We start from the raw sequence: 12,674 nt of genomic DNA, 5'->3' as shown, positions 1-12,674 counted from the left end.
TCGGTCCCGAACGCCTCGCCACCGCCAAAAGCTGCCTCACCGCAGCCCCTCCGCGAGCCCGCGGTAGACGCCGACGAAATCCGCCGCGACCCGCTCCGCTGTGAAGCCGTCGAGCACCCGCGCGCGGGCCGCCTGCGCGAAGCGCTCGACCAGCGCGGGGTCGTGGGCCAGCGTCACCAGCGCGTCCGCCAGCGCGTCGGCGTCGTCCGGCGGCACCACGAAGCCCTCGACGCCGTCGCGCGCGAAGGTGGCGCAGCCGGGCGTCGCGGTGGTGATCACGGCGCGCGCCGCCGCGGCGCCCTCCAGCAGCGAGCGCGGCAGGCCCTCGCCGCCGCGCGAGGGCACCAGCACGACGTGGTGGGCCCGCCACACGGCGGCGACGTCGCGCGCGTGGCCGTGCCACGCGATGCCGGGCTCGGCCCCCCAGGCGCGGAGCTGCTCCTCCGTCACCGCGCGGGGGTTCTCGGGGTCCGGCGCGCCGCAGAGCGACAGCTCGACGGGCGCTCCCGCGGCCCGCGCCCGGCGGACCGCCTCCACGGCCACGTCGACGCCCTTCGAATGCACCATGCGGGCCACGAGCGCGGCGCGCAGGGGCGGCATCGGGGGCAGGGGCTGCGCGGGCTCGCGCGCGGGGTCGATGCCGGCGCCGCCCACCACCGTCACGCGCGGCCCGTCCGGGTCCATCCCGAGCAGGGCCGGGTCCTCGCGGTTCTCGAAGACGTGGTGGGCGCGCTTCCCCCCGAGCGGCCCGCGCAGCAGGCGGCCGAGCGCGGCGCGGCCGGCGCGCGCCTTGGCGCCGCGGCTCGCCCCCATCAGGCCGAGCCCGGTCACGGCCTGCACGCGCCGCGGGACCCCGGCCATCAGCGCGCCGAAGCCTGCCAGCACGATGAGCCGCACCGACACGAGGTGGACGATGTCGGGCCGCTCGGCGCGGAACAGTTTCGCGAAGGCCCGCGCGTGGCCGAGCATCGCCAGCGGACCGAAGTGCCCGCGCTCGTGCGCCGACGGGATCACCCGCACGCCGGCGGCCTCGATGCGCGCCTTCAGCGCCTCGTCGCGCACCCGCACCGTCACGGACACGTCGAAGCCGGCGGCGCGCGCCGCCACGGCGACGGACAGGAAGTGCGAGACGAAGAACCAGTCCTCGGTCACGACGAACAGCAGCTTCGGCGGGCGGCTCATCGCGCCGGCACCGCATCGGGGCAGGGCATCGGGTGGCCGCCGGGTGTCCCGGCAGCGATGGGGCGCTTCATCATCTCGCGTTCGCGGTCGTCCGGGGTCATCGGGGGGCGGCCGGGGGCCGGCCGTCGGGGCGGGGAACTTCGGTCGAACGGTCCCGTTTCGCCACCATGAAGAATGTGCCCGAGCTCATCCGCTCAGCCTTCGGCGGCCAGGCCCCGGTGGTCGAGCCCGTGCCGGTGGAGCTCCTGCTGCGCGCGGGGGCGCTGAACGGCGAGCGCCCCGGCTGGGACGCGGGGAGCCAGAGGCTGTTCTGGGTCGACATCCGCGAGCCCGCCCTCCACATGTTCGATCCCGCGACCCGCGACGACGTCTCGTGGGAGATGCCGGCCTGGATCGGCTGCTACGCCCTCGACGGGCGCGGCGGCGCCATGGTGGCGCTCGCCACGGGCCTCTATCACATCACGCTCGACACGGGCACGCTGACGCCCTTCGCCCACGCGCCCTTCGACGCGCGCCGCTTCATCTTCAACGACGGGCGCTGCGACCCGCGCGGGCGCTTCTTCGGCGGCACCATGTACCTGCCGCTCAGGCCCGGCGACATGAGCGGCGAGGCATCGAGGACCCCGCTGTGGCGCTACGACGGAGCGGGGCGCTGGACCGGCGTGACCGACCCCGTGTCCATGTCGAACGGCCTCGCCTGGAGCCCCGACGGGCGCACCATGTACCACGCCGACACCGAGCCCAAGACGATCTGGGCCTACGACTACGACCTCGACACCGGCACGCCCTCGAACAGGCGCGTCTTCGCGCAGGTCGAGGTGAGGGACAGGTCGGGCGGGCCGGACGGCGCCTGCGTGGACAGCGAGGGCTTCTACTGGTCCTGCATCTACGCCAACGGCGAGCTGCTGCGCTTCGACCCCGACGGCAGGATCGAGCGGCGCGTGCCGATGCCGGTCAAGTACCCGACCATGCCGGCGCTCGGCGGGCCGGACCTGAAGACGCTCTTCGTCACCTCGGCGACCCACGCCATGTCGCCCGAGGAGCGCGCCCGCCACCCCGACGAGGGCGGGCTCTTCGCCTTCGAGGCCCCGGCCGCCGGCGTCCTCCCCAACCTGTTCTCCGGAGACTACAGATGAGCATGACCTGCGGCGACTTCCTGATCGAACGCCTGCACGCCTGGGGCGTGCGCAGGATCTTCGGCTATCCGGGGGACGGCATCAACGGCGTGTTCGGCTCGCTGCAGCGCGCCGAGGGCAAGATCGAGTTCATCCAGGCGCGGCACGAGGAGATGGCGGCCTTCATGGCCTCGGCCTACGCCAAGTTCACGGGCGAGCTCGGCGTGTGCATCGCCACCTCGGGCCCCGGCGCCTCGCACCTGCTGACCGGCCTCTACGACGCGCGGCTCGACCACATGCCGGTGCTCGCCATCGTGGGCCAGCAGGCCCGCACCTCGATCGGCGCGCACTACCAGCAGCAGCTCGACCTCCAGTCCATGTTCAAGGACGTGTCGGGGGCCTTCGTCGAGACCGCCATGGCGCCGGCGCAGATCCGCCACCTCGTCGACCGCGGCGTGCGGACCGCGGTCGCCGAGCGCGCCATCGCGACGATCATCTTCCCGAACGACCTGCAGGACGAGCCCTACGAGGAGCCCAAGCGCGCCCACGGCTTCACCTTCTCGGGCATCGGCTATGCACGGCCCAAGGTCGTGCCCTACGACCGCGACCTCCAGGACGCGGCGAGGATCCTCAACGAGGGCCGGAAGGTCGCCATGCTGATCGGCGCCGGCTGCGTGGACGCGGTCGACGAGGTCATCGCGGTCGCGGAGAAGCTCGGCGCGGGCTGCGCCAAGGCCTTGCTCGGCAAGTTCGTGCTCGACGACGGCCTGCCCTGGAACACCGGCACCATCGGCCTGCTCGGCACCGAGGCCTCGTCCAACATGATGGCCGAGTGCGACACGCTGCTGATGGTCGGCTCCGGCTTCCCCTGGGCCGAGTTCATGCCCAAGGAGGGCCAGGCCCGCGGCGTGCAGATCGACATCAAGGGCGACATGCTGTCGATCCGCTACCCCATGGAGTGCAACCTCCAGGGCGACGCGGCCGAGACGCTGAGGCTGCTGCTGCCGCTGCTCGAGAAGAAGTCCGACCGCTCCTGGCAGGAGAAGGTCGAGGGCTGGGTCAAGCGCTCCAAGGACGTGGTCGCGGCCCAGGCGAAGAAGAAGGCCAACCCGGTCAACCCGCAGCGCGTGGTCTCCGAGTTCTCGCCGCGCGCGCCCGAGCGCTGCATCGTCACCTCGGATTCCGGCTCCTGCGCCAACTGGTACGCGCGCGACTTCCACGTGCGGCGCGGCATGATGGGCTCGCTGTCGGGCTCGCTCGCCTCGATGGGTGCGGCCGTGCCCTACGCCATCGGCGCCAAGTTCGCCCACCCGGACCGGCCCGTGGTGGCCCTGGTGGGCGACGGCGCCATGCAGATGAACAACATGTCCGAGCTGATCACGGTGGCCAAATACCACCACCTCTGGCCCAACAAGACCTGGATCTGCTGCGTCTTCAACAACGAGGACCTGAACCAGGTGACCTGGGAACAGCGCGTGATGGAGGGCAACCCGAAGTTCGTCGCCTCGCAGCAGATCCCCAACGTGCCCTACCACAAGTTCGGCGAGCTGATCGGCTTCGAGGGCATCTACGTCGACGATCCCGAAAACCTCGCCGAAGCCTGGGACCGCGCCCTGCGCTCGACCAAGCCCGTCGTGCTGGAGGTGAAGACCGACCCCGAGGTGCCCCCGCTGCCCCCGCACATCACCCTGCAGCAGGCCGCGCACTTCATGTCGACCCTCGCCAAGGGCGACCAGCGCGAGGGCAACATGATCGTCGGCGCGGCCCGCCAGGTGCTCGGCTCGATCCTGCCCGGCCACGGCGACAAGTGACCTAGCGCGGCGCCCAGTCGCCTCCTCCACCACCCTTCGGGTGGTCCCCCTCCTCCGCAGGCGAAGGAGGATCAGCAGCGGGTCAACCGCTGTAGGCTTTGGACCCGTCGGGAAGGCACCTCATGATCCTCCTCCGTCTGCGGAGGAGGGGGACCGCGCACAGCGCGGTGGAGGAGGCGACGGGGCGCGACCTATCCGTCTCCATCGAGGACCTAACCCCATGTCCGGACCCACGCGCGAGGCGGATTTCGCCGACCTCGCCGGCGATCCCGCGCCCGCCCACATGGCACGCGAAGGCGGCCCGCCCGCTGCCGGCACCGCCCGCTTCAGCGCGGCGTCGAGGCCCGCCTCGGTCGAGATCGGGCAGGTGAGGATGGTGCACGGCGCCGCCGCCATGCTGGCCCTCTCCGTGCTGGCCGACAGCGGCATCGAGCACAGCCGCGGCCAGTACCACAACCCGGCGATGTTCACGCCGCTCGTGTCCTCGACCCTGTCGATCCTCGCCAGCGCGGACGGCGCGCTGCGCAGCGAGAAGAGCGCGCATCCGCTGCGCCTCGCCTCCTACGGCATCGCCATGGCGGTGGGCGTGGTCGGCACCGCCTTCCACGTCTACAACATCACCAAGAAGCCCGGCGGCCTCTCCTGGGAGAACCTGTTCTATCAGGCGCCCATCGGCGCGCCGGCGGCGCTGTCGCTGTCCGGCCTGCTCGGCCTCGCGGCCGAGGGCATCCGGAACGAGACGCCCGGCGGAAGCCCGAGGCTGCTCGGCCTGCCGGCCGCGCCGGCGCTGGCCGGCCTCACCGCGCTCGGGCTGATGGGCACCACGGCGGAGGTGTCGCTGCTGCACTTTCGCGGCAACTTCCAGAACAAGCTGATGTACCTGCCCGTGGCGCTGCCGCCGATCGCGGCCGCGCTGACCGCCGAGGCGGCGCTGCGCCCCCACAGGCGGGCGCGGCCGCAGGCGAAGCTGTGGCTCGGCATCACGGCGGCGCTCGGCGTCGCGGGCGTCGCGGCCCACGCCTACGGCACGTCGCGCTACTCGGGCGGCTGGCGCAACTGGCGGCAAAACCTCGTCGACGGCCCGCCGCTGCCGGCGCCGCCGGCCTTCTCGGGCCTGGCCATGGCCGGCCTCGCGGCCCTCGCACTCCTGGAGCGGCACGGCGATGACTGAGCGGTCCTTCCCCGGCTACGACGTCCTCGACAAGCGCGACACGCCCTCCTGGAACGACGCCACGCGCAGCGCGATCGACGCGCGCCTCGCCGTGCCGCGCGAGCCGCGCTTCTTCACATCCGACGAGTTCGCGACGCTGGAGGCGGTGTGCGACCGCATCCTGCCGCAGCCGGCCGACCGGGCCGAGCCGGTGCCGCTCGCAGCCTACGTCGACGCCAAGATCTTCTCCGGCCAGCTCGACGGATACCGCTTCGGCAAGCTGCCGCCGCAGGGCGAGGCGTGGAAGATCGGCCTCGCGGCGCTCGACCACGAGGCCAAGGCGCGCCACAACGCGCGCTTCCGCGACCTGTCCCGCGCCGACCGCGATCGTCTCCTGCGCGACATGCAGCATGGGCGCCTCGAGGGCGACCATTGGCAGGGGATGCCGCTGGAGATGTTCTTCACCAAGCGCCTCGTCCACGACGTGACGGACGCCTATTACGGCCACCCCACCGCCTGGAGCGAGATCGGCTTCGGCGGCCCGGCTGCCCCGCGCGGCTACGTGCGCATGGACAAGAACCGCCGCGACCCCTGGGAAGCCGCCGAGGCGAAGCCCGGCGAGGAGGAGCGCGCGCTCCGGGAGAACAAGCATGTCGTCTGATCCCTTCGAGCGCCCCCGCGCCGCGCACGGCCGCGCCCCGGACGTCTTCAGGACGGGCGGCTGGATCCCGATGAACCAGCACCGGGACGCCGACGAGGTGGACTTCGCCATCGTCGGCACCGGCGCGGGCGGCGGCACGCTGGCGGCGCGGCTCGCCGAGAAGGGCTTCTCGGTGGTGGCCTTCGACGCCGGCCCCTACTTCCGCCCGCTCGAAGACTTCGCCTCGGACGAGACCGAGCAGGAGAAGCTCTACTGGAACGACCCGCGCGTGGTGGAGGGGGCGGACCCCATCGTCATGGGCGGCAAGAACTCGGGCAAGACCGTCGGCGGCTCCATGGTGCACTTCGCCATGGTGTCGCTGCGCTTCCGGCCCGAGTGGTTCAAGTCGCGCTCGACGCTCGGCTACGGCGCCGACTGGCCCATCGGCTGGGAGGAGATGTGGCGCTACTACGACCAGGTCGAGCGCGACCTGTCGATCTCGGGGCCGATCAACTACCCCTGGGGGCCGCCCCGCCCGCGCTACCCCTACCGGCCACATCCGATGAACGCCGCCGCCGAGGTGCTGGCGCGCGGCTGCGAAGCGATGGGCATGAAGTGGACGCCGACGCCGCTCGCCACCGTGTCGGCGCCGCGCGGCGAGGCGCACCCCTGCGTCTACCGCGGCTTCTGCCGCTTCGGCTGCTCGACCAACGCCAAGCAGAGCACGCTCAACACCTACATCCCCCGCGCCATCCGGGCCGGCGCCGAGATCCGCGACCTCGCCATGGTGGGGCGCATCGAGGTCGACGCGCGCGACCGCGCGACCGGCGTGCACTACCACCGCGAGGGGAAGTGGCGCTTCCAGCGCGCCCGCAACGTCGTGGTGGCGGGCTACGCGGTGGAGTCGCCGCGCCTGCTGCTGAACTCCGCGACCGACCGGCACCGCGACGGGCTCGCCAACGCGTCCGGCCTCGTCGGCAAGTACCTGATGACCCAGCCCAACCAGGCGGTCTACGGCCTCAGCAAGGACGAGATCCGCTGGAACAAGGGGCCACCCTCGCTCGCCATCACCGAGCACTGGAACTACGACGACGCGAAGGACTTCCACGGCGGCTACTGCTGGATGGGCCAGGGCCCGCTGCCGATCGAGTGGGCCAAGACGGTGACGGCCTCGCGAGGCCTGTGGGGCGAGGAGCTGCGCCTCGCCATGCAGGACTACAACCACCAGGTCGGGGTGAAGATGGTGGGCGAGTGCCTGCCGAGCGAGAACAACACCGTCACGCTCGCCGACCAGAAGGACCGCTACGGCCTGCCCGTCGCCAAGGTCACCTTCGGCTGGGGGGAGAACGATAAGGAGCTCATCAAGCACGCGCTCAACCAGATGGAGATGAGCATGGAGGCGGCGGGCGTCACCGACCTGTTCCGGCAGGAGGAGGACGCGAACCACCTCGGCGGCACGGTGCGGATGGGCGACGACCGCCGCACCTCGGTGGTGGACGCGGACTGCCGCTCCTGGGACGTGCCGAACCTGTTCGTCTGCGACGGATCGGTCTTCCCGACGGTCGGCGGCGTCAACCCGTCGCTGACCATCCAGGCGATCGCTCTGCGCACGGCGGACCGCATCGAGCAGCTCGCGGCGCACGGCGACATCTGAACGTTCTCGAGGAGGCCCGGTCCGAGCTCCCTCGACGCCGTGTCGGACGTGGAAAGGCCGCCGACAGGCTCCGTCGGCGGCCTTTTCGCGTCCGGAACCCGCCCACCCCCGCCAGCGCGGGGATGGGCGGGAGGGCGTCAGTGCGCCGGCAGGGCGGCCGCCTGTGCGCGGGCCGGGATCGACTCGATGCGGGCCATGCCGGCCTTCACGGCCGTCTGCACCTTCTCGAAGGCGCGGACCTCGATCTGGCGCACGCGCTCGCGCGAGATGTTGAACTCGTCGGAGAGCTGCTCCAGCGTGATCGGGTCCTCGGCGAGGCGGCGCGCCTCGAAGATGCGGCGCTCGCGCGGGTTCAGCACCTTGAGGCCGTCCACCAGCGCGTCGTGGCGGTTGTGCTTCTCCTCCTCGTCGGCCAGGATCGCCTCCTGGCTGGTCGAGTCGTCGACGAGCCAGTCCTGCCACTCGCCCTCGCCGTCCTCGCGCATCGGCGCGTTCAGCGACGTGTCGCCGCTGAGGCGGCGGTTCATGTCGATGACGTCCTGCTCGCTCACGCCGAGCTTGGTCGCAATGGTGGTGACGTGCTCGGGGCGGAGCTCGCCCTCCTCCAGCGCCGAGATCTGGCTCTTCGCCTTGCGGAGGTTGAAGAACAGCTTCTTCTGGCTGGCCGTGGTGCCCATCTTCACGAGCGACCAGGAGCGCAGGATGTATTCCTGGATGGAGGCGCGGATCCACCAGATCGCGTAGGTGGCGAGGCGGAATCCCTTGTCGGGCTCGAAGCGCTTCACCGCCTGCATCAGGCCGACGTTGCCCTCCGAGATGACCTCGCCGATCGGCAGTCCGTAGCCGCGGTAGCCCATGGCGATCTTGGCCACGAGGCGGAGGTGGGAGGTCACGAGTTCCTGCGCGGCGTCGCGGTCTTCGTGCTCGCGCCAGCGCTTGGCGAGCATGTATTCCTGCTGGGGCTCCAGCATCGGGAACTTGCGGATCTCGTTCAGATAGCGTGTGAGCCCGCTTTCGCCCGAAATGATCGGAAGCGCGTAGGCCATGGTGTTCTCCTTCTGGAGCCCGCGAAGCGGCGGACCCCGGCAAGCGCCCCTCGGAGCTCGCTCGCCAACCCCGTCTTATAGCGGCTCGGCGGCGGCACCCCTAGGACCGAACCGCGAGATGGCGAAGAATTAATGCCCCGCGCCCCGTGTCGATCGTCTCGGGCTCCAACGCCGCGGATTCGCGGAACGATCCGCCGGTGCGACGACAGGGCGGCCATGCGTGAAAAAGGCGCGGAACCTGTCCGGTCCCGCGCCGCGAAGTCCTGTCGATGATTGTGGGACGGCCGCCTCAGTGCTTGAGCTTGGCCATTTCGTCCTTGAGCAGCAGCTTCTTGCGCTTGAGCTCGCTCAACCTGACGGGGTCGCAGGCCGGGTGGGCCTTCTCCGCCTCGAGTTGCTTGTCGATGGTCTGGTGTCGACGGCTCAATTCAGCGATATGGCCCTGCAAGGACATCCTGAACTCCGAATGTTCGATCGCGCGACGTGACGGCGCGACGACGGGAGCATGACACGCCGGCGACGCCGCACAAGCCGGCTCGGCCCCGGAAGCCATCACAGTTCCGTTATGTCGTCCGACGTCGTTGACCGGCGGTGGACGCGATGGTTCGCATGCCACCGATGGGGGCGTCGGCCCCGCCCGTGCGCCGCGCGGGCCCCGCGGACCGGCCGGCGATGAGTCCGGTCAGCCGTGGCCGGAGATGCGCTCCACGATCGCGCCGCACTGGCCGAGCTTGTGCTCCAGGTGCTCGAAGCCGCGGTCGAGGTGGTAGACGCGGTTGACCGTGGTCTCGCCCTCGGCCGCCAGCGCCGCGATGACGAGCGACACGGAAGCGCGCAGGTCCGTCGCCATCACGGGCGCGCCCTGCAGCTTCGGCACGCCGTCCACGATGGCGGCGTCGCCGTCGAGCCGGATCTTGGCGCCGAAGCGCGACAGCTCGCCGACGTGCATGAAGCGGTTCTCGAAGATCGTCTCGGTGATGCGCGACGAGCCGGAGGCCCGCGTCATCAGCGCCATGAACTGCGCCTGGAGGTCGGTCGGGAAGCCCGGGAATGGCGCGGTCGAGATGTCCACGGGGCGGATGCCGTTGCCGTTGCGGCGCACCCGGAGGCCCTCGGCGGAGCCGTCGAGCTTCGCGCCCGCCTGTTCCAGCGCCTCGGTGGCGCCGCAGAGCAGGTCGGCGCGCGCGCCCTCCAGCAGCACGTCGCCGCCCGTCATGGCCACCGCCATGGCGTAGGTGCCGGCCTCGATGCGGTCCGGCAGCACGGCGTGGCGGGCGCCGTGGAGCCTGGCCACGCCCTGGATCTCGATCGTCGAGGTGCCGGCGCCGGTGATCCGGGCGCCCATCTTGTTCAAGCAGTCGGCGAGGTCGACGATCTCGGGCTCGCGGGCGGCGTTGAGCACGGTCGTGCGCCCGTCCGCCAGCGCGGCCGCCATCAGCGCCGTGTGGGTGCCGCCCACCGTCACCTTGGGGAAGCTGATCTCGGCGCCGCGCAGGCCCCCGCTCGGGGCGCGCGCGATCGCGTAGCCGTTCTCGATGCCGATGGTGGCGCCGAGCCGCTCCAGCGCCATCAGCAGGAAGTCGACCGGGCGCGTTCCGATGGCGCAGCCTCCAGGCAGCGACACCCGGCACTCGCCCATGCGGGCGAGCAGCGGCGCGATCACCCAGAAGGACGCGCGCATCCGGGACACGAGGTCGTAGGGCGCGGTCGTGTCGACGATGCGCTCGGCGCGCAGGTCCACGGTCTGGCCCGACTGGATCTCCTCGCCGGGGCGTTTGCCCTTGAGCGTGTAGTCGACGCCGTGGTTGCCGAGGATACGCACCAGCATGTTGACGTCCGCCAGGCGCGGCACGTTCTCCAGCGTCAGCGCCTCGTCGGTGAGCAGGCTCGCGATCATCAGCGGCAGCGCCGCGTTCTTGGCGCCCGAGATGCGGATGGTGCCGTTGAGGGGTCGCCCGCCGACGACGCGAATGCGGTCCATGTGTGCTCGCTCCTCGGGCGGCGCGGTCCGGCGCGGCCCCTCCTGTCGGATGGTTCAGCTGTCGCGGCTCGGGACGTCCGCCTCCGAAGAGACCTCCGGGTCGTCGTGCCGAGCCTGATCCCGCGCCCTGGTCTGGGCCTTGCGGCGCTTGAGATTCGCGCGCAGGGCCTCGGCGCGGCGGTCGGGCTTCGGGCGATCCGACGTGGGTGCGGGCGGCCGCCCGCTCCCGGCGTCACCTCCGGCCGATGCCATCCCGCCGCTCCGTCGCGCGCCGCCGCGACCGGGAATGGCGCGGCGAGCCGTCATAGGCGCGTCGCGGGTGCCGGGCAAGGCGTCGCCGGGCCGTCGCGGCGGCCCCGGCTTCAGGCCGCGAGGGCCTTGGCGATCAGGTCTCTCAGCCGGAAGATCCCATCCTTGCCGTAGCGCGGCTTCCACAAGGGGAACTGGGACAGGTAGCTGCTCGAATCCGCCAGCATGATGCCGGCGAAGGTTTCCGCGACGATCCGGCCCCCCACCGGCCCGAGCTTGGGTGTCTTGATGGTCAGCAGTCTGTCGGCGGCCTGGAGCGTCACGTCGATCATGGCCGGCAGCCGGGTCTCGGCCAGCACGTAGACCCAGAGCGGGCAGTTGTCCGCGAAGACCTTGCCGAAGGTCGTGATGGGCTTCTGGGCGTCGATGTCGCCTCGGTCGAGCGTGAACTTGCCGATCAGGATCTCCTCGTCGCGCAGGACGGGGACCCCCATGGCGCGTGCGACGTCCTGGCCGCTCGGCAGGCGCAGGCGCCAGCCCCGCAGCAGGTTGCGCAGCGCGAGCGAGTTCGGGTTGGCCCCGACGCTGTCCGGCAGCGCGCCGAGCGGCCCGACGAGCGACGTGTCGATGCGGTAGGCGAGCTGGGTCCGCTGCGTGGACTGCGAGTCACGGGGTTCCACGTCGGCGAACAGGGCCCAGTCGATCGCCCAATTCTTCGGGAAGGCCCGGAAGCCCGTCAATCCGCTGCCTCCGGAGGTGAAGACGGGTTGCACGCCCACGGTCTCGCTCAGGCGGTAGCCGGGCCGGACCATGGAATGACCGAACCGATAGGCCGCGACCGAGAATTCCAGGGGCATGAAGGCGTCGCGCTTGGCGCGATAGAACGCCAGGGTCGGCTTGTCCCGGAGGATGTCCGTCTTCTTGGCGACATGGGGCAACACCGCAGCGAGCACGTCCGGCTGCACGAGGGTCGGCAGGAAATCGTTGATCACGACCCATTGGTAATGCCAGCGGACCTCGCGTTGGATCTCCTCGAACGAGTAGCCCTGCGGCGCGAGGTCGGCGAAGACGGCGTTGTGGAAGCGGTGGAACAGCCCCTGCAACTGCGAGACGATGGTGTTCTCGTCGTTGCGGGGATCGCCGATGACGGCGCGGGCGGGATCGTCCTGGCTTCGGGGAAGGTCGCGGGCCTTCGGGTTGGCCTTCGCGCCCGACAGGGGCTGGCCCAGCAGGAACCTCCCATCCTTGTCGTAGAAGTAGGGATCGTCGTCCTTTCCCCTCCCATAGATGTTGTCGAGGTCGAAGCGCGGCGTGCGAAAGTCGACCAGCGCCTCCGGATCGCTCTGCTTCTGGAGGCTGCTCGACGGATCGAAGGTCAGGTCATGATCGATGAACTGGCCGAAATAGGTATAGACGGCCGGGATGCCGCTTTCTTCCGCATCCGGCCCGTCCTTCGGCGGATCGTTGCCCACCATGGCCGTCGCGAGATCCTGGAGCGCTTTGCCGGTCTGCTCGTCCGTGTCGCCGAAATCGGCCGGAGGCAAGGCTCGGAACATGCGCCCGAACCGTCCCTCGAACAGTTGGGAGCCGCGGGACAGAGTGAGCCCGCGCACGCCCGTCCCGTGCGGGCGTATGGGCATGGGGGGCGGCGCGTCGATGTGGAGGGTCGGCGCTGGCGCGGCCGGCTTCGCGAGCGGGCCTGCGGGCTTGATGTCGGCTTCCGGCGTCGCGGCGCTGGGGGCCTGCGAGGGGGCCGTCGGGGCGGCGTTGGCGGGTTTGGACGTGACGGGATCGGCCATGGCGAAGATCTCCGGCTCGAACGGCGCTCTCCGCGGGACGGAACCGT

10 protein-coding genes are annotated in these 12,674 nt (G+C 71.2%); 5 read left to right on the top strand and 5 right to left on the bottom strand.

The window, feature by feature from the left end; all coding sequences use genetic code 11:
• Positions 1-36: 36 nt before the first annotated feature.
• A complete protein-coding gene (locus tag L7N97_RS05680) occupies positions 37-1,182 on the bottom strand; it encodes a glycosyltransferase (RefSeq protein ID WP_237477372.1) in 1,146 nt (381 codons plus the stop codon).
• Positions 1,183-1,349: 167 nt separating this feature from the next.
• On the opposite strand from L7N97_RS05680, the gene L7N97_RS05675 reads away from it, so the two are divergent.
• The 5 genes from L7N97_RS05675 to L7N97_RS05655 all read left to right on the top strand — a co-directional run bounded on the left by L7N97_RS05675 (position 1,350) and on the right by L7N97_RS05655 (position 7,552).
• On the top strand, positions 1,350-2,318 hold the full coding sequence (locus L7N97_RS05675) for an SMP-30/gluconolactonase/LRE family protein (RefSeq protein WP_237477371.1): 969 nt from the start codon (positions 1,350-1,352) through the stop codon (positions 2,316-2,318).
• Complete coding sequence (locus L7N97_RS05670; protein WP_237477370.1) at positions 2,315-4,108, top strand: thiamine pyrophosphate-requiring protein; 1,794 nt, start codon at positions 2,315-2,317, stop codon at positions 4,106-4,108. The genes L7N97_RS05675 and L7N97_RS05670 overlap by 4 nt, the downstream gene beginning before the upstream one ends.
• Positions 4,109-4,328: 220 nt before the next feature.
• Complete coding sequence (locus L7N97_RS05665) at positions 4,329-5,279, top strand: hypothetical protein (protein ID WP_237477369.1); 951 nt, start codon at positions 4,329-4,331, stop codon at positions 5,277-5,279.
• Entirely contained in the window at positions 5,272-5,919 is a 648-nt protein-coding gene (locus L7N97_RS05660; RefSeq protein ID WP_237477368.1) for a gluconate 2-dehydrogenase subunit 3 family protein, read from the top strand. Before L7N97_RS05665 ends, L7N97_RS05660 begins: the two co-directional genes overlap by 8 nt.
• Positions 5,909-7,552 (top strand): GMC family oxidoreductase, encoded by a 1,644-nt coding sequence (locus L7N97_RS05655; RefSeq protein ID WP_237477367.1) that lies wholly within the window; start codon positions 5,909-5,911, stop codon positions 7,550-7,552. Before L7N97_RS05660 ends, L7N97_RS05655 begins: the two co-directional genes overlap by 11 nt.
• A 137-nt stretch (positions 7,553-7,689) precedes the next feature.
• On the opposite strand, the gene rpoH is transcribed toward L7N97_RS05655, so the two are convergent.
• From rpoH to L7N97_RS05635, 4 genes are all read right to left on the bottom strand, one after another.
• Positions 7,690-8,598, bottom strand: coding sequence for an RNA polymerase sigma factor RpoH (gene rpoH / locus L7N97_RS05650; protein WP_237477366.1), 909 nt, complete (start codon positions 8,596-8,598; stop codon positions 7,690-7,692).
• Positions 8,599-8,887: 289 nt separating this feature from the next.
• Positions 8,888-9,151, bottom strand: a complete 264-nt coding sequence (locus L7N97_RS30150) for a YdcH family protein (RefSeq protein ID WP_309242761.1) — start codon at positions 9,149-9,151, stop codon at positions 8,888-8,890.
• 129 nt (positions 9,152-9,280) lie between these two features.
• Positions 9,281-10,579, bottom strand: a complete 1,299-nt coding sequence (murA, locus tag L7N97_RS05640; protein WP_237477365.1) for a UDP-N-acetylglucosamine 1-carboxyvinyltransferase — start codon at positions 10,577-10,579, stop codon at positions 9,281-9,283.
• 362 nt (positions 10,580-10,941) lie between these two features.
• Positions 10,942-12,627, bottom strand: coding sequence for a peroxidase family protein (locus L7N97_RS05635; RefSeq protein WP_237477364.1), 1,686 nt, complete (start codon positions 12,625-12,627; stop codon positions 10,942-10,944).
• Between the last annotated feature and the right edge of the window lie 47 nt (positions 12,628-12,674).

It is taken from the genome of Lichenibacterium dinghuense (assembly GCF_021730615.1).
Classification (GTDB): domain Bacteria; phylum Pseudomonadota; class Alphaproteobacteria; order Rhizobiales; family Beijerinckiaceae; genus Lichenihabitans; species Lichenihabitans dinghuensis.
This window is presented reverse-complemented; position numbering and strand designations above follow the sequence as displayed.

Excerpts from the sequence above, each read along its gene's own strand:
- rpoH (WP_237477366.1), bottom strand. The coding sequence starts at position 8,598 with ATGGCCTACGCGCTTCCGATCATTTCGGGCGAAAGCGGGCTCACACGC.
- L7N97_RS05655 (WP_237477367.1), top strand. The coding sequence starts at position 5,909 with ATGTCGTCTGATCCCTTCGAGCGCCCCCGCGCCGCGCACGGCCGCGCC.
- L7N97_RS05660 (WP_237477368.1), top strand. The coding sequence starts at position 5,272 with ATGACTGAGCGGTCCTTCCCCGGCTACGACGTCCTCGACAAGCGCGAC.
- murA (WP_237477365.1), bottom strand. The coding sequence starts at position 10,579 with ATGGACCGCATTCGCGTCGTCGGCGGGCGACCCCTCAACGGCACCATC.
- L7N97_RS30150 (WP_309242761.1), bottom strand. The coding sequence starts at position 9,151 with ATGGCTTCCGGGGCCGAGCCGGCTTGTGCGGCGTCGCCGGCGTGTCAT.
- L7N97_RS05635 (WP_237477364.1), bottom strand. The coding sequence starts at position 12,627 with ATGGCCGATCCCGTCACGTCCAAACCCGCCAACGCCGCCCCGACGGCC.
- L7N97_RS05675 (WP_237477371.1), top strand. The coding sequence starts at position 1,350 with ATGAAGAATGTGCCCGAGCTCATCCGCTCAGCCTTCGGCGGCCAGGCC.
- L7N97_RS05670 (WP_237477370.1), top strand. The coding sequence starts at position 2,315 with ATGAGCATGACCTGCGGCGACTTCCTGATCGAACGCCTGCACGCCTGG.
- L7N97_RS05680 (WP_237477372.1), bottom strand. The coding sequence starts at position 1,182 with ATGAGCCGCCCGCCGAAGCTGCTGTTCGTCGTGACCGAGGACTGGTTC.
- L7N97_RS05665 (WP_237477369.1), top strand. The coding sequence starts at position 4,329 with ATGTCCGGACCCACGCGCGAGGCGGATTTCGCCGACCTCGCCGGCGAT.